The organism is Pseudonocardia sp. DR1-2 (genome assembly GCF_023717215.1).
GTDB lineage: Bacteria > Actinomycetota > Actinomycetes > Mycobacteriales > Pseudonocardiaceae > Pseudonocardia > Pseudonocardia alni.
On the sequence record NZ_JAMQOF010000013.1, the window covers coordinates 102,603 to 123,366 of the forward strand.

A 20,764-nucleotide genomic window follows, 5' to 3' on the forward strand; every position below is an offset into this window, starting at 1 on the left:
TCACCCGGAACGCACCGCCCGGGACGACGACCCGTCCCCGGCCCACCACGGCCGGCGACGGCCCGGGCGGTGCGCTCCACCCGCGCAGCGCGCCTGGACGGCGCCACGGCTGCGCACGTTGATCCGCACCCGCGCACCTGGACCGACTCTTTCTCCGGGAGGACCCACCATGGCCAAGGAACTCCGCTTCGGCGCCGAGGGCCGTCATCTGCTGCAGGCCGGCGTCGACCAGCTGGCCGAAGCCGTCAAGAGCACGCTCGGTCCGAAGGGCCGCAACGTCATCCTGGAGAAGATCACGGGCTCGCCCGAGGTCACGAACGACGGCGTCACGATCGCCCGCGAGATCCATCTGCGCGACCCCTTCGAGAACATGGGCGCCCAGCTGGTCAAGGAAGCGGCGGTCAAGACCAACGACACGGTCGGCGACGGGACCACCACCGCGACCGTCATCGCCCAGGCCATCGTCCGCGAGGGCATGAGCGCCATCGAGCGCGGCGGCAACCCGGTGCTGGTCAAGCGGGGCATCGACATCGCGGTCAACGCGCTCGTCGACCGTCTGCAGACGGTGTCGCACCCGGTCAGCACCGAGGAGGACTACGCCCGCGTCGCGTCCATCTCGGCCAACGACGACTACACGATCGGCCGCGTCGTCGCGAGGGCGCTGCACACCGTGGGCGACGACGGCGTCGTCACCGTCGACGACACCCCGCTGCCGGGCGTCTCGGTGGACTTCGTCGAGGACTTCGAGTTCGACAACGGGTACGTCTCGCCGTACATGGTGACCAACCCCGGCACGCTCGAGGCGATCGTCGACGACCCCTACATCCTCTTCACCGCGCACAAGATCAAGGACGTCCAGCAGATCATGCCGGTGCTGGACCGGATCATGCGCAACGACCGGCGCCCGCTCGTCATCGTCGCGGAGACCGTCGAGGGCACCGCCCTGCAGATGCTGGTCCACAACCACGTCAACGGGCACTTCCAGGCCGTCGCGATCAAGGCGCCGGGCTTCGGCGAGAAGCGCATCCACCTGCTGGAGGACATGGCCGCGCTCTGCGGCGGGCAGGTGCACTCCAAGAGCTCCTCGTTCTCGCTCGAGCAGATCGACGTCGAACACCTGGGGCGCGCCGTGCAGGTGCAGGTCACCAGCGAGGGCACCACCATCATCGGTGGGCACGGCGACAAGCAGAAGCTGGAGTACCGGCTGTCGCAGCTGCGGGCCGAGCTGGCCCGCGCGACGATCGGCACCGACGAGGACTTCTTCTCCGACCGCATCGCCCGGCTCTCCGGGAAGGCCGCGATCATCTCGGTCGGGGCGCCGACCAACGCCGAGGCCCGCGAGATCCGGCACCGGGTGGACGACTCGCTGCAGGCGACCCGGGCCGCGGTGGCCGAGGGCATCGTCGCGGGTGGCGGCTCGGCGCTGCTGCACGCCGAGCCCGCGCTCGACGAGCTGGACGTGACCGGGGACTACCGGATCGGCGTCGAGATCGTCCGGCACGCGCTCACCGAGCCCGTGCACCTCATCGCCTCCAACGCCGGCTACGACGGCGACGAGGTGGTCAAGCAGGTCACGACCATGGGCGTCGACGAGGGCTTCGACGCCCTGGAGGGCCGCTTCGGGGACATGGTCGAGATGGGCATCATCGACCCGCTGCGGGTCGTGCGCTCCGCACTGCAGAACGGCGCCTCGGTCGCCGGGCTGATCCTCACCACCAACTCGCTGGTGGCCGAGGAGGTCACGCCCTGGAACAAGGCGCTCATGACCGAGTTCGGCCAGCTCGACGAGGGCATCCCGCAGCCCAGCCCGGACTCGAGCACGCCCCAGTCGATGGGGCTCGGCCCGTCGGTCGGATAGGTACCGGCCCGTCCGGTCGGAGGAACAGTGGGAAGCGGCCCGGCACGCGCTGCGTGTGCCGGGCCGCTCCGCGACAGTGGAGAGGTGGTCGTCGTGGACCGGTGCTGTGGAGCGCCCCAGGGGCGTGGTGGTCTCCCGGCGGTCGTCGACGCCCAGGTGCACGGCTGGGACGGCCGGCCGCACAACCAGGCGGGACCGGCGGGGGAGCAGTTCGTCGCCGACCTGCTGCACCGCCACCGGATGGTCGACCCGTCGCCGCGCCCGCTGTCCGCGGACACGTTCGAGCTGGTCACGCCGCAGGCGCTGGCCGCGCACGTGCTCTCCGCGGTGGACCGCGCGGTGCTCGTCCCGGCCGGCTTCGAGGACCTGTTCGTGCTCGGGTTCGCCGCACCGGCCTGGCACGCCGAGCTCGCCGCCGAACACCCCGGGCGGCTCGCGCTGGCGGGGGAGCTCGACCCCGCCGACCGGGCCCGCGCCCGCGGCATCGGGGCCCGGGTCGGCCGCGACGGTCTGCGCGCGCTGACCGTGCTGCCCGCCCGTCGTCCGGAGACCGCCCTGTCGCTGCGGGCGCCGTGGCTGCGCCGCACCCTGATCCGGGCCGAGCAGGCCGGCGCCGGGGTGGTCCACATCGGTATCGCGCCGACCGCGCGACCGTCGCGCGCGGCACCGGAGTGGGCGCACGCGGGCGTCGTCGCCGAGGGCGACGCCGTACCGCGGCCCCGGTGGCCGGAGTGGGCCGAGCCGGTCCGCGCCGGGTCCGCGCTCCCGGTCCGGGTGCGCAGCGCCGGGCCGCTGCCGGCCGGTGCCGTCGACGTCACCGAGGTCGCCGCGCTGGCCTCGGCCCTGCCCAAGGTCCGGTTCGTGGTCGGCGCCGCCTGCGCCCCGACCGCGTCGCTGGTCCGGCTGGCCCGCCTGCCCAACGTCTACGTACTGCTCACCGACCTGCTGATCGCGTTGCGCCGGCACCGGGTGCCCGCCGCCGAGGCGCTCGGCGAGCTGCTGGCAGCCTACGGCCCGGACCGGCTGATGTTCGGCAGCGGCTACCCGCTGGTGCGCCCGGCGCGCCTGATCCGCGACCTCATGACCTTCCGCTACCCCGACGAGCTGCGCGGACGGTTCCCCGAGCTCGACGACGACGTCCGCGCCGCCCTGCTCGGCGGCACCGCGGCACGGGTCCACGGGTTCGACCTGGCCTGCACCACCGTCCGTCCGCGCCGCCGGGGAGTGTTGAGCCCCACCTGAATGCAGGAGAGGCAACCCTCACAACGTGTCCTATCCTTCCGCCGGACGAGGGAAGGGGAACGGACATGGGACTCACCCGACGGCAGATGCTTCGCACGACGCTGGCCGCGGCCGGTGGCGCCGTACTGGCCGGGTGTGGCGGGGGCGGCAGGTCGGAGACCGGCACCGGTGCCGCGACGGGGAGTTCCGGGTTCCCGGTGACGATCGAGGGCAAGCTCGGTGCGGCGACGATCCCGCAGGCCCCGCAGCGGGTGGTGTCCGTGGGCTACACCGACCACGACGCGATCCTCGCGCTCGGGGTGGCGCCGGTGGCGGCGCGCTACTGGTACGGCGACGAGAAGGTCGTCGTGCAGCCGTGGGCCCGGGCGGCCGCGCAGGCGGTGGGCGCGGCACCGGCGGTGCTGAACATGTCCTCCATCGAGCCGGAGAAGATCGCCGCACAGCGCCCCGACCTGGTGATCGGCCTCTACTCCGACCTCGACGCCCAGAGCTATCCGGTGGTGAGCGCCGTCGCGCCGACCGTCGGACCGCCCCGGGGGTTCGACGACTACGGCGCACCGTGGCAGGAGTACACCCGCGAGACCGGCCGGGCGCTGGGCAAGGAGGCCGAGGCCGAGAAGCTGGTCACCGACCTGGAGGCCAGGTTCGTCGCCGCCCGCGACGCCGACCCGCAGTGGAACGGGCGCTCGGTCGTCGTCGCGAGCCGCAGCGCGGACACGATCAGCGTGTTCTCCTCGCAGGACCCCCGCTCGCGGTTCTTCACCCAGCTGGGGTTCACGGTGCCGCCCCGGATCGACCAGCTGGCCGCAGGCAGGTTCTACACCGATTTCAGCTTCGAGCAGGCGAGCGAGCTCGACCACGACCTCATCGTCTGGGACCAGCTGTCGTTCACCCCCGGCGGGAAGGCGACGGTCGTCGGGGACCCGCTGCTGTCGCGGTTGCCCGCGATGCGCGACGGGCGCACCGTGTTCCTGGAGGGGGCCACCGAGCTGGCCTTCGCCTGGCAGACCGTGCTCAGCCTCCCGTCCGTGCTCGACGCGGTCGTCCCCCAGCTGCAGCGGGCGATTCCGAGGACCTGACCCGCCGGCCCGACCGCCGCTCCGAGGTTGCCGTGGTGGTGCTCAGGCACGACGACGCCGGACGGCCGGGGTGAGCAGGAGCAGCACCGCTGCCGTCGTGCCGAAGGCGGCGGCGAACCCGAAGGGCTCGGCGATCGCACCGAGCCCGGTCGCCCCCAGGCCCGTACCGGCGTCGTAGGCGATGTTCCAGGCGGCGCTGGCCGCGCCGTAGTGCAGCGGCCCGGCGGCGGCGAACAGGGCGACCATCGCGTCGTTCTGCACCAGCCCGAACCCGGCGCCGACGACGGCCGCCCCCACCACCAGCAGGACCGACGCGTACGGCGCGGCGAGCACCCCGAGCAGCCCGACCGTGGCGCACGCCGTCCCGACCGGGAGCAGTGCCCCGGGACGTCCGCTGCGGTCGGTGAGGGTGCCCGCGACGCCGCGGCCGAGCAGCGCGCCGAGTGCGGTGGCGAACAGCGCGGCGGGCACCGCGACCGTCGCCCCGGGGGCGACGAGCGGGGCGAAGGTGATCACACCGCCCTGCGCGGTGGAGCAGCCCAGCATCGCCAGGACCGGCGCGGCGGGGAGCCGCCTGCGGGTCTCGCGGGGGTGCGGGACGGCGTCGTCGCGGCGGGGTGCCGGGGCCCGCCGGGGGCCCCGCACGAACGCCACCACCAGGGCTCCGGCGACCGGGGTGATCCCCGCCAGCAGGAACACCCCGGTGAACCCCAGCGCGTCGACGACCGCGACACCTGCCGGCAGGAACACCAGCTGGGGCAGTCCGACGGCGTAGCCGTAGCGCGCCGACGCGCGACCGTGTGCGGAGGGCTCGACCAGCTCCGCGACGAGCGCGCTCCCGGCGACCGTCGCCAGCCCGAACCCGATCCCGCGGACCGCGGAGATCGCCAGCACGGGCCCGAGGTCGGCGGTCAGCGCGAGCAACGGCGTCGGGAGGCCGAGCAGCAGCGACCCCACGACCAGCACCGGACGGTGCCCGACCCGGCGCAGCATCGCGGGCACCAGCAGCTGGGTGGCCACGGTGGCCGCCATCAGCACGCCGGTGCTCAGCCCCGCGCCGAACTCGCCGGAGCCGCCCCGGGACACCCACAGCGGCACGACCGGCAGGAGCAGGGCGTACCCGCCGAACGCCAGCGCGGTCGCGGCGAGGAGCAGGCGGAACGGGAGCGACGACAGCGACCGGGGCACGCCCCACCGTGTCAGACCGCACCGGTCCCGGCCCGCCCCTCCCCGGATCCGGGACCCGTTTGTGGATCTCCCCGGCCCGCTGGGGTGCATCTCGGCGGGGGAACGGCCGCGGCCCGGCCTCTCGGGGTGAGGGGCCGGGCCGCGTCGTGTGCGCGTCGTGTGCGGGGGTCAGGATCCGTTGCGGATCCACTCCTCCAGGTGGGGTGCCTCGTCGCCGATGCGGGTGGAGTCGCCGTGTCCGGTGCGGACCCGGGTGTCGGCCGGCAGCGGGAGCAGCGTGGTCCGGATCGACTCGATGATCGTGTCGAAGCTGGAGTAGGACCGTCCGGTGGCGCCGGGTCCGCCCTGGAACAGGGTGTCGCCGGTGAAGACGATGCCGAGTTCGGGGGCGTAGAGGCAGGACGAGCCCGGAGAGTGGCCGGGGGTCTGCAGGACCCGCAGGTCGATCCCGCCGGCGGAGAGGACCTGCCCGTCGGCGAGTTCCTGGTCCGGCTTGCGGTCGGGCCAGGTCATGTCCCAGAGGACCATCTCGGCCGGGTTGAGCAGGATCGGCGCGGAGAACCGGTCGGCGAGGGCGGGTGCCTGGTTGACGTGGTCGTCGTGGGCGTGGGTGCACACGACGGCCTTGACGCGGCGGTCGCCGACCGCGGCGGCGATGGCGTCGGCGTCGTGGGCGGCGTCGATGACGATGACCTCGCGGTCGTCGCCGACGATCCACACGTTGTTGTCGACGTCGAAGGACCCGCCGTCGAGGTTGAAGGTGCCGGAGGTGACGACGTGGTCGATCGGGGCCATCAGAGGATCACCACCGAGCGGAGGACCTCACCGGCGTGCATCTTGTCGAAGGCGGACTCGATGTCGTCGATCCCGATCTCCTCGGTGACGAACTTGTCGAGCGGGAAGCGGCCCTGCAGGAACAGGTCCACATACATCGGGAAGTCGCGGCTGGGCAGGCAGTCGCCGTACCAGGAGGACTTCAGCGCCCCGCCGCGGCCGAAGTAGTCGATCAGCGGGATCTCCGGTGCCTTGAGGTCCGGGGTCGGGACGCCGACCAGGACCACGGTGCCGGCGAGGTCGCGGGCGTAGAAGGCCTGCTTGTAGGTCTCGGGGCGCCCGACGGCCTCGATGACGACGTCGGCGCCGTTGCCGTCGGTCACGCTCTGGATGAACTCGACCGGGTCGGTCTCCTTGGCGTTGACGGTGTGGGTGGCGCCGAACTCGCGGGCCCACTCCAGCTTCCGGGGGTCGGTGTCGACGGCGATGATCGTCGTCGCCCCGGCGAGGGTGGCGCCGGCGATGGCGGCGTCACCGACGCCGCCGCAGCCGATGACGGCGATCGAGTCGCCGCGGCCGACCTGGCCGGTGTTGACCGCGGCACCCAGCCCGGCCATGACGCCGCAGCCGAGCAGGCCCGCGACCTTGGCGGGAGCGTCGGGGTTGACCTTCGTGCACTGTCCGGAGTGGACGAGGGTCTTCTCGATGAACGCGCCGATCCCGAGTGCGGGGGACAGCTCGGTACCGTCCTCGAGGGTCATCTTCTGCGTCGCGTTGTGGGTGTCGAAGCAGTACTGGGGCTTGCCCTTCTTGCAGGCCCGGCACTGGCCGCAGACGGCGCGCCAGTTCAGGACGACGTAGTCGCCGGGCTCGACGTCGGTGACGCCCTCGCCGACGGACTCCACGATCCCGGCGGCCTCGTGGCCGAGGAGGAAGGGGAACTCGTCGTTGATGCCGCCGAGCTTGTAGTGCAGGTCGGTGTGGCAGACCCCGCAGGCCTGGATCTTCACCACGGCCTCACCGGGACCGGGATCGGGGACGTTGATCGTCTCGACGGTGACCGGCTCACCCTTGGCGCGGGCCACGACGCCGCGTACCTGCTGTGCCATTGCTCGTACTCCACTCGTCCTCGATGCCGCCCGCTCGGGACGGATGCTCGGATGGCGACTCTGGCATGGGTGACCGGACGGTGCCAGGTCGGCTCCGGCCCTGCAACAGGTGTTGTGCCGACAGGCCCCGGCCCGCGGGACGCGGACCGGGGCCGTGGCCGGGCGACCTCAGAAGTCGAAGTCGCCACCCATGTCCATGCCGCCGTCGTCGAAGCCGGGGTCCTCGGCCGGGGGCTCCTCGGCCGCGGCCACGTCCTCACCGGCACCGGCGTCGTCGAACATCGCGCCGGCGATCGCCGTGCCGATGAACGCGCCCGCGACACCCGCGAGCAGCGACCCGGCGATCATCCCGCCCATGCCCGGACCACGGCCGCCGCCGAGCGAGCGCTCCATCGTGCCGGGGTTGCGCATCTCGGCGCGGGTCGCCATCCGCGCCAGCTCCTGCGGGTCGGTCGACCGCGCCCGCTCGGCCTCGGGGACCTGCGCGCCGACGTCGTTCAGCACCGCCTGCCGCTGCTCGGGGGTGAGCTTCGCGAAGGCCTCCGCGTGCGCCTGCTCCACCTGCTCCGGCGGGGCGGTGCGGAGCATGTAGCGGTAGCGCTCGATCGCCTGCTGGTCGGGATCCTGCTGCTGCTGCGCCCGGCCGGAGCCCTGGTGGGGCGCGCCCCCGAAGCCCTGCTGCGGCTGTGTCTGCGCGCCTCCGGTGAGGCGTTCCTTGAGCTTGTCGAGCAGACCCATCTGCGGGTGTCCTCCTGCGTTCCGGGTGAGTTCCCGGTGGTGTGTCGGTACGTGTCCGATCCGGACGGATCGGGCACACCGGTCGAACGCGTGACAACCGCGGCGAGTTCCCACCCACGCCGTCGCCGGATCGCCTACGGTCGGGGACCGTGACGACTGCGCCACCGCCGACGACCGTCCCCGCCCTCGCGCTCGGCGCCGTCGCGGGGAAGGGGCGCCCCGGGAGCTCGCGCATCGCCTGCCCGCTGCCCGACGGTGGCCTGCTCGACGTCGGCTCGCTGGCCACCGCGCAGCGTGGCCCGTACCCGGACCTGCTGGCCGCGCCCGACCTGACCCGGCTGCTCGACGCCGGTGCCCCGGCCTGGCGTGAGGTCGTCCAGTGGCTGCGCGGCTGGCGCGAGGACCACGAGCGGGCCGCCGCGTACCGCCTGCCCGACGAGGGACTGGTCCCGGTGCTGCCCTTCGCCGTCGCCGACTACGTCGACTTCTACGCCTGCGAGCAGCACGCACGGAACGCCGGACTGATCTTCCGTCCGGACGCCGAGGACCCGCTCACCCCGAACTGGCGGCGGATGCCGGTCGGGTACCACGGCCGTTCCGGCACGGTCCGGGTCACCGGCACCCCGGTCGCGCGCCCGTCGGGGCAGCGCGGGCCCGAGGACTTCGGTCCCTGCGCCAAGCTCGACTTCGAGGCCGAACTCGGCTTCGTCCTCGGCGGGCCGGCCCCGGGGCCGGTCGGGATCGACGACGCCGCCGACCACGTCCTCGGCGTCGTGCTGCTCAACGACTGGTCCGCCCGCGACATCCAGTTCTTCGAGTCCCGCCCGCTGGGCCCGCACCTGGGCAAGTCCTTCGCGACGTCGATCTCGGCGTGGGTGACGCCGCTCGACGAGCTGTCCGCGGCCCGGGTCCCGCTGCCCGCGCACGATCCCGCGCCGCTGCCCTACCTCACCCCGGGTGAGCCCGCGCTCGGACTGGACCTCGACCTCGCCGTGCACGTCAACGGCGAGCTGGTCGCGTCCCCGCCCACGAGGGACCTGTACTGGTCCCCGGAGCAGATGGTGGCCCACCTCACCTCGGGCGGCGCCGGGCTGCGCGCCGGTGACCTGCTCGGCTCGGGCACCGTCTCCGGCCCGGAGCGCAGCGGGTTCGGCTCGATGCTGGAGCTGTCCTGGAACGGCCGCGACCCGGTCGTGCTCGCCGGTGGCGCCTCGCGCACCTGGCTGGAGGACGGCGACGAGGTCGTGATGACCGCGACCGCGCCCGCCCGCGACGGCGGCCGGGTCGCCCTCGGCGAGGTCCGCGGACGGATCCGCGGCGCCTGACCGCCGCAACCGGCCGGGGGTGCTCAGGGGCGCAGCGGCATCAGCGGCTCGGGGTCCCCGAGCGCGTTCAGGATCAGCGCCGGCACCTCCTGCTTGCCGGTGCCGTCGACGGCGATGACCACGTAGACGGTGCGGCAGTCGCAGGTGACGATGCGCTCGCCCGCGTCGTCGAGGGCGCGGACCTGGAAGTCGAGGGCGAAGCTGGTCCGGCCGATCCGCGCCGTCGACACCGCGACGACGACGTCCTCGCCCCAGCCGACCCCGGCCCGCCAGTCGAGCTCGGTGTGGACGAGCTGGACGTCGTAGCCGGCGTCGAGCATCGCCCGGTAGGTGAGGCCGCGGGACTCGAGGAACTCGGTCATCGCCTCGTCGAACCAGGCCAGGTACCAGGCGTTGAAGACGACGCCCTGGGCGTCGACCTCGTGGTAGCGCACCCGGACCGGGAACTCGAAGCTCGCCATGGGCCGATGTTACGACTCACCCGGCGGGCTCACCCCTCGTGCCGGTCGGCGCCCCCGGAGGAGTCGACGCGCTCCCGGATGGCCCGGTTGACCGCCCGCCCGAACGCTGCGACGACGCCCTGCACGGTGATCGGCTTGAGCCGGGAGAAGGCGGCGGCGAGCCGTCGCCGCTCGTCGGCGGGGCGGCCGCGGTCCCGGTAGGGCTGCAGGACCTCGTCCTGGAACAGCGTCATCAGGTCCTCCGCGAGCGCGGCGGTGTGCCGCTCGATGAGGTCGTGCGAACGCTTCCACAGCTCGGGGGGCAGGCCGGAGTCCAGTGCCTCCAGTGCGGAGCCGAGCGCGACCGCGCCGTGCAGCCGGACGGTCGCCGGGCCGTCGCCGGGCAGCCGGGTCAGGGCGCCGAGCCGTTCGAGGGTGGTGACGTCGTCGTCGGACAGACGGCGACCCGCGCGCCGGTCGAGCCCGGCCCGGTCCAGCTCCTCGTCGACCTCGGGCAGCCAGGGCGTGAGCAGCGCGCGCTGCAGGGCCAGCTCCTCCGGCGCGGTCTCCAGTGGTACCCGTTCCAGCTGCCGTTCGATCGCGGCGAGGGTGAAGCCCAGCCCGGTGAGCTCGCCGATCAGCTCCAGCCGGGCGCGGTGCGCGGCGTCGTAGAGGCCCGTGCGGCCGCGCAGCCGGGGCGCGGGGATGAGTCCCTTGCTCGCGTAGAAGCGGATGGTGCGCACCGACATCCCGGTCCGCTCGGCGAGCTGGTCGACGGTGAGGAGATCCCCGTCGTCGGGGGTCGGGCTCATCGCGGAGCCGTCGATGGCGGCGGACATGGCGAGCAGGTTACGGGTCGGCCGCTCGATATGACAGTGCCGGTGTGACATCATTCGTGTCACATGCACGCCGGTCCGTCTTGACCCATGTGACAGTGCTGCTGTAACAAAAGCTACCAGTAAGTAGGGGCAGTGCCGCCTGTACCGCCCCCGTGCCGACCACCCCACGAGAGGTTCGGATGAGCGAGATTCCCGAGGCCTACATCTACGACGCGATCCGTACACCGCGCGGACGGGGCAAGGCCTCCGGTTCGCTGCACGAGGTCAAGCCGATCTCGCTGGTGACCGGGCTGATCGACGCGGTGCGCGAGCGTCACCCGGACCTGGACACCAACACGATCGACGACCTCGTGCTCGGCGTCGTCTCGCCGATCGGCGACCAGGGCGGCGACATCGCCAAGACCGCCGCGATCGCGTCCGGGCTGCCCGACACCGTCGCCGGTGTGCAGCTCAACCGCTTCTGCGCCTCCGGCCTGGAGGCCGTGAACACCGCCGCGCAGAAGGTCCGCTCCGGTATGGAGGAGCTCGTCCTCGCCGGTGGGGTCGAGGGCATGAGCCGGGTGCCGATGGGCTCCGACGGCGGCGCCTGGGCGATGGACCCCGACACCGCCTACGCCACCGGCTTCGTGCCGCAGGGCATCGGCGCCGACCTCATCGCGACCGTCGAGGGCTGGTCCCGCACCGACGTCGACACCTTCGCCGTCGAGTCGCAGACCCGGGCCGCCAAGGCGTGGGCCGACGGTCGCTTCGCGAACTCGGTCATCCCGGTCAAGGACCGCAACGGCCTGACCATCCTCGACCGCGACGAGCACATCCGCGCCGGCGCGACCGTCGAGGCGCTGGGCGGGCTCAAGCCGTCCTTCGAGATGATGGGCCGCGACGGCGGCTTCGACGCGGTGGCGCTGCAGAAGTACCACTGGGTCGAGAAGATCGACCACGTCCACCACGCGGGCAACAGCTCCGGCATCGTCGACGGTGCGGCGCTCACCCTCATCGGGACCGAGGCCGCCGGGAAGGCCAACGGCCTGACCCCGCGTGCGCGCATCGTCGCCACCGCGCTGTCCGGCGCCGACCCGACGATCATGCTGACCGGGCCCGCGCCCGCCGCGCGCAAGGCGCTGGCCAAGGCCGGGCTGTCGGTCGGCGACATCGACCTCTTCGAGATCAACGAGGCGTTCGCGGCCGTGGCCCTGCGCTTCATGCGCGACATGGACATCTCGCACGAGATCACCAACGTCAACGGTGGGGCCATCGCGATGGGCCACCCGCTGGGGGCCACCGGCGCGATGATCCTCGGCACCCTCGTCGACGAGCTGGAGCGCCGTGACCTGCGCCGCGGCCTGGCCACGCTGTGCGTGGGCGGCGGCATGGGCATCGCCACCATCGTCGAGCGCGTCTGAAAGGGACTGGATCAGTGACTGAGCAGAAGGCCGTCCGCTGGGAGTCCGACGCCGACGGCGTCGCCGTCGTCACCCTCGACGACCCGGCCAGCAGCGCCAACACCATGAACGACGCCTACCGCGAGGCCATGCGGGAGGTCGTCGACGACCTGGAGAAGCACAAGGACGACATCGTCGGTGTCGTCGTCACCTCGGCCAAGAAGACCTTCTTCGCCGGCGGGAACCTCGAGCAGCTCAGCGCGGCCGGTCCCGACGACGCCGAGAAGATCTTCGAGCTGGTGACCGAGGTCAAGGCCCAGCTGCGCAAGCTGGAGACCTTCGGCCGCCCGGTCGCGTCCGCGCTCGTCGGCACCGCCCTGGGCGGTGGCCTGGAGATCGCGCTGGCGACCCACCACCGGGTCGGCGTCGACGCGAAGGGCGTCGTCTACGGCCTGCCCGAGGTGAGCCTGGGCCTGCTGCCCGGTGGCGGTGGCGTCACCCGCGTCACCCGCATGCTGGGCATCGCGAACGGCTTCATGAACGTCCTCGCACAGGGCCAGCGGCACAAGCCGGCCAAGGCGCTGGAGCTGGGCCTGATCGACGAGCTCGCGGCCACCCGCGAGGAGGCCTTCGACAAGGCCCGCGCGTGGGTGCTCGCCAACCCCGAGCACACCACCCAGCCCTGGGACCAGCCGAAGTACCGGATCCCCGGCGGCACGCCGTCGAGCCCCTCGCTGGCCTCGATCCTCCCGGCGTTCCCGGCGAACCTGCGCAAGCAGCTCAAGGGTGCGCCGATGCCGGCCCCGCGCAACATCCTCGCGGCTGCCGTCGAGGGCAGCCAGGTCGACTTCGAGACCGCGCAGAAGATCGAGGGCCGCTACTTCGCGGAGCTCGTGACCGGCCAGGTCTCGAAGAACATGACCAAGGCGTTCTTCTTCGACCTCAACGCCATCAACGGCGGCAAGTCCCGCCCGGACGGCCCCGCGAAGTGGCAGCCGACCAAGGTCGCCGTGCTCGGCGCCGGGATGATGGGCGCGGGCATCGCCTACGTCTGCTCCCTCGCCGGCTGGGACGTCGTGCTCAAGGACGTCTCGAAGGAGGCCGCCGAGAAGGGCAAGGCCTACTCGCAGGGTCTCGTCGAGAAGGGCGTCAAGCGCGGGAAGACCACGCAGGAGAAGGGCGACGCGCTGCTCGGCCGCATCCTGCCGACCGACGACTACGCCGACCTCGCCGGCTGCGACGTCGTCATCGAGGCCGTCTTCGAGTCCGTCGAGCTGAAGCAGGAGGTGTTCCGCGAGGCCGCGAAGTACATCAACTCCGACGCACTGCTGTGCTCGAACACCTCGACGCTGCCCATCACCGAGCTGGCCAAGGGCGTCGACCGCCCGGACGACTTCATCGGTCTGCACTTCTTCTCGCCGGTCGACAAGATGCCGCTGGTCGAGATCATCAAGGGTGAGCGCACGAACGACGAGGCCCTGGCCAAGGCGTTCGACCTGACGCTGGGGATCAGGAAGACCCCGATCGTCGTCAACGACTCCCGCGGCTTCTTCACCAGCCGCGTGATCGGCACCTTCATCAACGAGGGCGTCGCGATGATCGCCGAGGGCATCGACCCGCAGACGATCGAGCAGGCGTCGTCGCAGGCCGGGTACCCGGCCCCGGTGCTGCAGCTGATGGACGAGCTGACCCTCACGCTGCCGCGCAAGATCCGTGAGGAGACGAAGAAGGGCGTCGAGGCCGCCGGCGGCACCTGGACCCCGCACCCGTCCGACCCGGTGATCGACCGGCTGGTCGACGAGTTCGACCGCAAGGGCAAGAGCACCGGCGCCGGGTTCTACGAGTACTCCGACGGCAAGCGCACCGGCCTCTGGCCCGGTCTGCGCGAGCACTTCGGCGCGACGAACCACGATGTCGACCTGCACGAGCTGTCCGAGCGGATGCTCATCATCGAGTCGATCGAGACCGTGAAGTGCGTCGACGAGGGCGTGCTGACCACCGTCGCCGACGCCAACATCGGCTCGATCTTCGGCATCGGCTTCCCGGCCTGGACCGGCGGCGTGCTGCAGTACATCGAGGGCTTCCCCGGCGGCCCGGCCGGCTTCGTGGCCCGCGCCGACGAGCTGAAGGCGAAGTACGGCGAGCGCTTCGAGGTCCCGCAGTCGCTGCGTGACCGCGCGGCGAAGGGGGAGTCGGCCACCGCGGCCGCCTGATCCCGCCCGACACCGACCCCCGCCGGCGCCTCCGCCGGCGGGGGTCCGTGCGTTCCGGGCCCGCTCAGCGGGGCACGGTGGGCTGCAGCGTCGCCTCGACCAGTGCCTCGGTCCGGATGTGGGTGCCCTCCTGGTAGCCGGGGTCGCGGACCATCTCGGAGAAGGCCCGCCGGCTCGGGTAGGACACCAGGAGCACCGCGTCCCACTCCTGGCCCGGCTCGGCGACGACCGGTGCCAGCCCGCGCCCGAAGTAGACGACCTCGGCGCCGAACCGGGCGGCGGTGGCCCGGAAGTGGGTGACGTAGTCGTCGTAGCGGGCCTCGCCGCCCTCGGCGAAGCGCAGCAGGTTCAACATCACGACCGGCTGGTCGGGGTCCTCGGCGAGGAAGGCCTTCATGTCCGCGCCGGACGGGTTCACTGCCATCGGCCGAGTCTAGGGTCGATCTCCGGGGGCGGAACCCGACGACGACGGAAGGAGCCCGGTACATGATCCGCAACGTGGTGGTCGGCCGGCTGAAGGACGGCGTGGACCCGGCCGGGATCGAGAAGGGCCTCCAGGCGCTGCGCGACCTGCGCGTCGAGGGCCTCGACCTCGACCTGAAGGCCGGCCTGGACCTGGGGCTGCGCGAGGGCAACGCGCACTTCGTGCTCACCCTCGACCTGCCCGACGAGGAGTCCTACCGCGTCTACGACGCCGACGACGAGCACAACCGGATCCGTCGCGAGCTGTTCGCCCCGCTCTGCTCGTCGATCGAGCGGATCCAGTTCCGCCTGCCCTGACCGGTCGAACCGGACCAACCGGATGACCTGATCCTCGGGCACCATGGTGTGCGTGACGCAGTGGGTGTTCGACATCGTGGACCGGCTCGGCGCCGCCGGCATCGGGTTGCTGATCTTCCTGGAGAACGTGGTCCCGCCGATCCCGTCGGAGGTGATCCTCCCGCTGGGTGGCTTCCGCGCCTCGACCGGCGCGATGGACCCGGTCGCGGTCTGGGCGGCGGCCACGATGGGAGCCGTCGCCGGGGCGCTGGTCCTCTACGCGCTGGGCCACTGGCTCGGGTACGAGCGGGTGCACCGGCTCTGCGGGCGTCGCTGGTTCGTCGTCTCCAGCCAGAAGGACCTGGAGAAGGGGCTCGCGCTGTTCGAGCGGTGGGGGAACTGGTTCGTCCTCGGGGGGCGCTGCATCCCGATCGTGCGCAGCCTCATCTCGATCCCGGCCGGGATCGCCCGGATGCCGCTGCTGCGGTTCACCGCGCTGTCCGCGCTCGGCAGCGGTGTCTGGAACGCGCTGTTCGTCTACCTCGGATTCGTGCTCGGCGAGCGCTGGGAGGTCATCGAGGTCTACATGTCGCCGATCAGCAAGGTCGTCGCCGTGCTCGGCGCGGCGGTGATCGTGTGGCTGGTCGTGCGGAAGCTCCGGCAGCGTCGCCACCGCGACGCCGGGGTGTCGACCGGGACCGGCTGAACGCGCCGAGCCGACGTCCGGCTGCGCCGGACGGGTGATCACGACAGCCCTGCGTACCGGTCCCGCCACGGGCCGTGCCGCCGGGCCACCGCCGGGCCTCGTACCCGCGCCGCTGTGCGAACCTGATCGTCACGCACGGGCGGCGACGAGCGGTGGAGGTGGTCGGGTGCGCCTGGTCGGGATCCACCACACCCACCCGTCGGGGGCGGTCGCCCTGCGCGGTGCCGACCTCGACGTCGACCCTGCCGTGCCGACCGTCGTGCGGGGAGGCAACGGGGCGGGCAAGTCCACGCTGCTGCGGATCGCCGCCGGTGCACTCGCCCCGACCGCGGGCGAGGTCGAGGACGTCCCCGAGGTCGTCGGCTACCTGCCCGACCGGTTCCCGGCCGCCCGCAAGCTGACCCCGCGACGCTGGCTCGACCACATCGCCCGGGTGCGCGGCGTCGACGTCGACGACGCCGCCGACCGCGCCGAGGTGCTGCTGACCGAACTCGGGTACGACGGCGACGACGACGAGCCGATGGCCGACCTGTCGACCGGCAACGCCCGCAAGGTCGGGCTGGTGCAGGCGCTGGCCTGCGAGCCCGGCGTGCTCGTGCTCGACGAACCCTGGAACGGTCTCGACGACGACGCCGCGGACGCCCTGACCCGGCTGCTCACCGCCCGCGCCGCCCCGACCCTGCTGACCGACCACACCGGTACCGCGGCCGGTCTGCCCGGCGCCCGGCTGCACCGGCTGCGCGAGGGCCGGATCGCGACCGCCTCCGACCCGGACTCCGTGCCGTTGCCGACCGCGCCGCCGCCCGGGGCGATGATGCGCCTGGACATGGCCTGTGCGGGAGACCCCCGCCCGCTGCTGGAACGGGTGCTGCCGCCCGCCCGCGTCGAGGGTGCGGCGCCGGGCCGGTTCACCGTGCGGGTCCCGGCCCCCGAGAGCGACGCCTGGCTGGCGGCCGCGCTCGCCGCGGGCTGCGCGGTCCGCTCGGTGCGGCCGGTCCGCCCCGCTCCCCGGGAGGGTGGCCGGTGAGGCGGCGGGTGCGCTCGGCGTTCGCCGTGGCGATGCTGCTGGGCGAGGACGTCGGCCGCACCGAGCGCTTCGTCGCGCCGCTGGTGCTCTACGCCGGCGCCCTCGCCGTGCTGTTCGGCGGCGCGCCCGGCCCGTTGCCCGCGCCGTGGGCGGCGAGCGCGCTGCTGCTCTACCCGGTCGGGGCCTGGCTGGCGCACGCGCTGGCCGAGTCCGAGGACGACGACGCCCGCACCGTCACCCTGTCCGCCGCGGGCGGCCCCTGGCCGGTCGCGGCCGGCGTGCTGATCGCCGCCACGGCGGGCGTGGCGGTGCTCGGGCTGCTCGCCGTGGTGTGGGGTGTGGTCGCGGCCTGGGGCACGGCGACGACCGGGAGCCTGCTCGACGGGCTGCTCGCCCACCTGGCCTGCGGGATCACCGGCGCCGCGGTGGGGTCGGTGTTCTCCCGGCCGGTGGTTCGCAACGAGGGCGTCGCGCTGATCGGTGCGCTGGTCGTGCTCGTGGTGACCGGGACGCAGTCGTGGCTGCCGCCGGTCGGGACCGCGGCCGCGGCCCTGGGGAGCGGGCGGCTCGGGGTGGGCCCGTTCGGCGACCTGGTCGTCGCGCTGCTGGTGGCGGTGGCGGCGACGGCGCTGGTGGTCCGGGTCGAGCAGGGCGGCGGGCTGCGCGAGCTGGGTGCACGTCTCGGCCGGCGCGTCGGCCGTCTGCGCCGCTGACCCGCCGCTCCACCCGGCACCGCCCCGGGTCCGTCCTCAGATCAGGCCCGCGACCCGGCCGAGGCGTTCGACGGTGCCCGCGAACAGGGCGTCGCGGTCGTCGACTGCGTTCTCGAACTGGCCGAACAGCTCGAAGGACAGGTGCCCGAACAGCCCGGTCCAGGCGGTGAGGGCGGCGAGCACGGCCCCGTCGGGCAGTTCCGGGAGCCCCAGCGCGGCCCGGATGCGGACGGCGTCGCCGGCGAGCGCGGGATCCGGGTCGGTCGCCGCGGGGAGCGTGCCCGCGGCGTGCGCGGCGGTCAGCGCGCGGGCGAGCGGCTCCAGGACCCGGGCCGCGACGGGGACGGTGTCGGTCGGCGCGCGGTAGCCCGGTACGGGGGAGCCGTAGATCAGGGCGTACTCGTGCGGATGGGCCAGCGCCCAGCCGCGCAGGGCCTGCGCGATGCCCCGCCAGTGCTGGGCCGGGCCGGTGCCGGGGTCGGCCGCGGCGAGGGCGTCGGCGAGCCCGTCGTAGCTCTGCACGATCAGGGCGGTGAGCAGGTCGTCGCGGGTGGGGAAGTAGCGGTGCAGCGCCGAGGAGACCATCCCGATCTCGCGGGACACCGCGCGCATGGACAGCGCGGCCGCGCCGGTCTCGGCCAGCTGCCGCCGGGCCGCCGCGGTGATCTCGGCGACGAGCTCGGCGCGGGCCCGCTCGCGGGCGGTGCGGGAGGCGTTCACCCGGCCACGGTAGAGCATCGGTCTGTTCCCCGAGCGCTGTGCTGATCCAAGAGCGGTGATCTCGTTCGTGGCCCTCGCCCCGGTGGGTCCCGGCGACCGTCAGTCCGGCAGCGCCACCCCGACCAGCGCCGGCAGCGCGGTGCGACCGGACGCCGTGAGGCGCACGGACCGCCGGTCGCGGCCGCGCTCGACCCAGCCGCGGTCGAACAGGGCCCGGCACAGCACCGCGCCCGCCGTGCCCGCGAGGTGGTGGCGGCGCTCGGTCCAGTCCAGGCACGCCCGCACCACCGGGCGGCCGCGGCGGGCGAGTGCGTCCGGCCCGGCGAGCCCGGCGAACCACAGCCGGCCGGCGGGGGTGAGGGCGAGGCCGTCCCCGGTCGCGAGCAGGTCGTCGGCGACGAGCCCGTCGAAGAGCGCGACACCCAGGGCGCCCGCGAGGTGGTCGTAGCAGGTCCGGGCGGAGGCGAGCCTGGCCGCGGCGCGCGAGGCACGCAGCGTCGGGGCCGGCGGGGCGGGCGCGGTGCCCGCGGCGAGCGTCTCGATCGTGCGTGCGACGTCCGGGCCGCCGAGCCGCAGGTAGCGGTGCCGGCCCTGCCGCTCGGCGACGAGCAGTCCCGCGTCGACCAGCCGGTCCAGGTGGGCCGACGCCGTCGACGGGGCGACGCCGGCGTGCCGGGCCAGCTCACCCGCGGTCCAGGCGCGACCGTCGATCAGCGCGAGGCAGAACGCGGCCCGGGTCCGGTCGGCGAGCAGTGCGGCCCGGGCGGCGAGGGCGGCCGGGTCGATCGGGCCCCCCGAGCCGCGGCCGCCGTCCGTGCCGGGACCGCCGGTCACCGCGGGCTCCGGTCCCCGCCGGACCCCGGCACCCCGCCCGCCGCGACCCGGCTCTCCCGCGCCGGCCGCCCCCGGTAGCGGGACAGCGCCACCCCCGTCAGTGCGAGCACCCCGCCGAGCAGCGCCAGCGGCGGCGGCAGCTCCCCGAGTACCGGCCACGCCATGAGCACCACCAGGGTCGGGACGAGGTAGGTGGTGACGCCGAGCTGTCCCGCGTCGATCCGCGACAGCGCGTAGGCCCAGGTCCCGAACGCGAGCGCCGTCGGGACGAGCCCGAGGTAGACCATCCCGGCGATCTCCGGCCCGGACGCCGTGCCGAGAGCGTCGACCAGGTCGCCGGCCCACGGCAGCGTGGCGACCGCTCCGACCACACAGGCGACCTGGGTGACCTGCACCGCGGGCAGGCGCCGGAGCACGGGTTTCTGGGCGAGCACCCCGATCGTCCAGGTCGCGGCGGCCAGCAGGCACAGCAGCGCGCCCACCGGGCCCCCGGCGCCGGCCGGGCCGTCGCCCGAGGTGGCGAACCCGATCAGCACGGCCCCCGCGAACCCGATCCCGGCGCCCGCCAGCAGCGGGCGCGGGAAGCCCTCCCGCAGCACGACGCCGGCGGAGAGCGCGATGAGGATCGGTCCGACGTTCACCAGCATCGCCGCGGTCCCGGCGTCCAGGCGTTCCTCGGCCGCGTTCAGCGCGACGTTGTACACCGCGAACCAGCTCACCCCGCACACCACCATCAGCAGCCACTCCCGCACGGTCGGCCGCACCCAGGACCGCGATGCCAGCACCGCGAGCGTGAGCGCGGCCCCGCCGACCGCCAGTCGTCCGAGCGCGAGGGCACCGGCGCCGAACGCCGGCCCCACGGCCCGGATCGCCACGAACGCCGACGCCCACGCCAGCACGGTCACCCCGGCCGCCGCGGCGACCCGCATCCCTGTTCCCGTCACGGCGACGACGCTAGGCGCCCGACGTTTCGGCCCGCACCGAATTCAGCCCCGGTAGTACGGTGCCGTCGCCGCGAGGGTCGCCTCCCAGTCCGGCATCGGCGCCCCGGCCAGGACTGCGGCGAGCCGGTCGAGGTACCAGTGCCAGCCCGGGCCGGCGTCGGCCGGGGAGAACCCGTCGGGCAGCACCTGCTCGAACACGAGCACGGTGCCGCCGCCGTCCGGGGTGAGCGTCACCGACAGCTCCCACGGCTCGCCGTCGCCCTCCCGGATGTCGACGACCAGCCGGTGCGGGGGCTCGCAGTCCCGGACGAGCACGGTGGACGGTGCGCCGCCGCCGTCCTCGTCGCTGGTCAGGACGAGCTCGACGGTGCCGCCGGGACGCCCGTCGCCGCTCCACCGCCCGAACCACCGCGCGCAGCGGTCCGGGTCGGTGACCGCCGACCAGACGTCGGCGACGGGTTCGTCGTGGACGCGGCGGAACCGCAGCACGGCACGCCCGTCGGCGCCGCGGACCACCTCCCCGGCACGGCTTCCGGTATCGGTCACGGGTTCCTCCTCGATCCACGGGCCAGTTCGGTGTCGAGCGCGTCGAGCCGCTGCGCCCAGAAGCCGCGCAGCCCGGCCAGCCACTGCTCGGCCGCGGCAGGCCCGGACGGGTCGACCGCGTAGAGCCGCCGGGTCCCCTCCGCCCGGACGGTGGCGAACCCGTTGTCGCGCAGCACGCGCAGGTGCCGGGAGACGGCCGGCTGCGATATCCCGAACTCGGCGCGGACGACCTCGGTCACCCGCCCTGCCGTCCGCTCGCCCCCGGCGAGGAGCTCGAGGATGCGCCGCCGGACGGGGTCGCCCAGCACGTCGAACGCTTCCACAACTCGGA

22 protein-coding genes are annotated in these 20,764 nt (G+C 73.8%); 10 read left to right on the forward strand and 12 right to left on the reverse strand.

Features of this window, described 5'->3' with window-relative positions:
• Window positions 1-169 precede the first annotated feature (169 nt).
• From groL to ND486_RS27550, 3 genes are all read left to right on the forward strand, one after another.
• Complete coding sequence (groL, locus tag ND486_RS27540) at window positions 170-1,858, forward strand: chaperonin GroEL (RefSeq protein ID WP_208824612.1); 1,689 nt, start codon at window positions 170-172, stop codon at window positions 1,856-1,858.
• An 84-nt stretch (window positions 1,859-1,942) separates the two neighbouring features.
• The gene (locus ND486_RS27545; RefSeq protein ID WP_251787228.1) at window positions 1,943-3,100 is read left to right on the forward strand and encodes an amidohydrolase family protein; all 1,158 of its coding nucleotides are present in this window, start codon (window positions 1,943-1,945) and stop codon (window positions 3,098-3,100) included.
• Window positions 3,101-3,165: 65 nt separating this feature from the next.
• Window positions 3,166-4,179 (forward strand): iron-siderophore ABC transporter substrate-binding protein, encoded by a 1,014-nt coding sequence (locus ND486_RS27550; protein ID WP_251787229.1) that lies wholly within the window; start codon window positions 3,166-3,168, stop codon window positions 4,177-4,179.
• A gap of 42 nt (window positions 4,180-4,221) precedes the next feature.
• Here the strand turns inward: ND486_RS27550 and ND486_RS27555 are convergent, their stop codons facing one another.
• The 4 genes from ND486_RS27555 to ND486_RS27570 form a co-directional block, all read right to left on the reverse strand.
• Window positions 4,222-5,367, reverse strand: a complete 1,146-nt coding sequence (locus ND486_RS27555; RefSeq protein WP_251787230.1) for an MFS transporter — start codon at window positions 5,365-5,367, stop codon at window positions 4,222-4,224.
• Between the two features lie 168 nt (window positions 5,368-5,535).
• Window positions 5,536-6,162 carry an MBL fold metallo-hydrolase gene (locus ND486_RS27560; RefSeq protein ID WP_251787231.1) on the reverse strand — a complete coding sequence of 209 codons (627 nt, stop codon included), beginning with the start codon at window positions 6,160-6,162 and terminating at the stop codon, window positions 5,536-5,538.
• Window positions 6,162-7,250 carry an S-(hydroxymethyl)mycothiol dehydrogenase gene (locus ND486_RS27565; RefSeq protein ID WP_251787232.1) on the reverse strand — a complete coding sequence of 363 codons (1,089 nt, stop codon included), beginning with the start codon at window positions 7,248-7,250 and terminating at the stop codon, window positions 6,162-6,164. Before ND486_RS27565 ends, ND486_RS27560 begins: the two co-directional genes overlap by 1 nt.
• A gap of 168 nt (window positions 7,251-7,418) precedes the next feature.
• Window positions 7,419-7,988, reverse strand: coding sequence for a hypothetical protein (locus ND486_RS27570; protein ID WP_224403663.1), 570 nt, complete (start codon window positions 7,986-7,988; stop codon window positions 7,419-7,421).
• A gap of 149 nt (window positions 7,989-8,137) precedes the next feature.
• On the opposite strand from ND486_RS27570, the gene ND486_RS27575 reads away from it, so the two are divergent.
• On the forward strand, window positions 8,138-9,313 hold the full coding sequence (locus ND486_RS27575; RefSeq protein WP_251787233.1) for a fumarylacetoacetate hydrolase family protein: 1,176 nt from the start codon (window positions 8,138-8,140) through the stop codon (window positions 9,311-9,313).
• 23 nt (window positions 9,314-9,336) lie between these two features.
• Here the strand turns inward: ND486_RS27575 and ND486_RS27580 are convergent, their stop codons facing one another.
• The gene (locus tag ND486_RS27580; protein ID WP_062399919.1) at window positions 9,337-9,774 is read right to left on the reverse strand and encodes a thioesterase family protein; all 438 of its coding nucleotides are present in this window, start codon (window positions 9,772-9,774) and stop codon (window positions 9,337-9,339) included.
• A gap of 29 nt (window positions 9,775-9,803) precedes the next feature.
• Window positions 9,804-10,592, reverse strand: a complete 789-nt coding sequence (locus ND486_RS27585) for a MerR family transcriptional regulator (RefSeq protein WP_224403661.1) — start codon at window positions 10,590-10,592, stop codon at window positions 9,804-9,806.
• A 179-nt stretch (window positions 10,593-10,771) separates the two neighbouring features.
• On the opposite strand from ND486_RS27585, the gene ND486_RS27590 reads away from it, so the two are divergent.
• Window positions 10,772-11,992 carry an acetyl-CoA C-acetyltransferase gene (locus ND486_RS27590; protein WP_202968078.1) on the forward strand — a complete coding sequence of 407 codons (1,221 nt, stop codon included), beginning with the start codon at window positions 10,772-10,774 and terminating at the stop codon, window positions 11,990-11,992.
• 14 nt (window positions 11,993-12,006) lie between these two features.
• Window positions 12,007-14,184 (forward strand): 3-hydroxyacyl-CoA dehydrogenase NAD-binding domain-containing protein, encoded by a 2,178-nt coding sequence (locus tag ND486_RS27595; RefSeq protein WP_251787234.1) that lies wholly within the window; start codon window positions 12,007-12,009, stop codon window positions 14,182-14,184.
• 64 nt (window positions 14,185-14,248) lie between these two features.
• On the opposite strand, the gene ND486_RS27600 is transcribed toward ND486_RS27595, so the two are convergent.
• Complete coding sequence (locus ND486_RS27600) at window positions 14,249-14,608, reverse strand: DUF1330 domain-containing protein (RefSeq protein ID WP_208824631.1); 360 nt, start codon at window positions 14,606-14,608, stop codon at window positions 14,249-14,251.
• Between the two features lie 62 nt (window positions 14,609-14,670).
• Between ND486_RS27600 and ND486_RS27605 the strand changes: the two genes are divergently transcribed.
• From ND486_RS27605 to ND486_RS27620, 4 genes are all read left to right on the forward strand, one after another.
• Window positions 14,671-14,964, forward strand: a complete 294-nt coding sequence (locus ND486_RS27605; RefSeq protein ID WP_251787235.1) for a Dabb family protein — start codon at window positions 14,671-14,673, stop codon at window positions 14,962-14,964.
• A 52-nt stretch (window positions 14,965-15,016) separates the two neighbouring features.
• Window positions 15,017-15,649 carry a DedA family protein gene (locus tag ND486_RS27610; RefSeq protein WP_224403659.1) on the forward strand — a complete coding sequence of 211 codons (633 nt, stop codon included), beginning with the start codon at window positions 15,017-15,019 and terminating at the stop codon, window positions 15,647-15,649.
• Window positions 15,650-15,815: 166 nt separating this feature from the next.
• A complete protein-coding gene (locus tag ND486_RS27615) occupies window positions 15,816-16,676 on the forward strand; it encodes an ATP-binding cassette domain-containing protein (RefSeq protein WP_073577840.1) in 861 nt (286 codons plus the stop codon).
• Window positions 16,673-17,389: a hypothetical protein gene (locus ND486_RS27620; protein WP_251787236.1), complete on the forward strand. Its 717-nt coding sequence runs from the start codon at window positions 16,673-16,675 to the stop codon at window positions 17,387-17,389. The genes ND486_RS27615 and ND486_RS27620 overlap by 4 nt, the downstream gene beginning before the upstream one ends.
• A gap of 36 nt (window positions 17,390-17,425) precedes the next feature.
• Here ND486_RS27620 and ND486_RS27625 read toward each other — a convergent pair whose 3' ends face one another.
• The 5 genes from ND486_RS27625 to ND486_RS27645 form a co-directional block, all read right to left on the reverse strand.
• Window positions 17,426-18,109, reverse strand: a complete 684-nt coding sequence (locus ND486_RS27625) for a TetR/AcrR family transcriptional regulator (protein WP_251787237.1) — start codon at window positions 18,107-18,109, stop codon at window positions 17,426-17,428.
• Window positions 18,110-18,208: 99 nt separating this feature from the next.
• On the reverse strand, window positions 18,209-18,895 hold the full coding sequence (locus ND486_RS27630) for a helix-turn-helix transcriptional regulator (RefSeq protein WP_208824655.1): 687 nt from the start codon (window positions 18,893-18,895) through the stop codon (window positions 18,209-18,211).
• 44 nt (window positions 18,896-18,939) lie between these two features.
• Window positions 18,940-19,887: a DMT family transporter gene (locus ND486_RS27635; RefSeq protein ID WP_251787239.1), complete on the reverse strand. Its 948-nt coding sequence runs from the start codon at window positions 19,885-19,887 to the stop codon at window positions 18,940-18,942.
• Between the two features lie 42 nt (window positions 19,888-19,929).
• A complete protein-coding gene (locus ND486_RS27640; protein ID WP_251787240.1) occupies window positions 19,930-20,433 on the reverse strand; it encodes an SRPBCC family protein in 504 nt (167 codons plus the stop codon).
• Window positions 20,430-20,756 (reverse strand): helix-turn-helix transcriptional regulator, encoded by a 327-nt coding sequence (locus ND486_RS27645; protein WP_062399937.1) that lies wholly within the window; start codon window positions 20,754-20,756, stop codon window positions 20,430-20,432. The genes ND486_RS27640 and ND486_RS27645 overlap by 4 nt, the downstream gene beginning before the upstream one ends.
• Window positions 20,757-20,764: the final 8 nt, after the last annotated feature.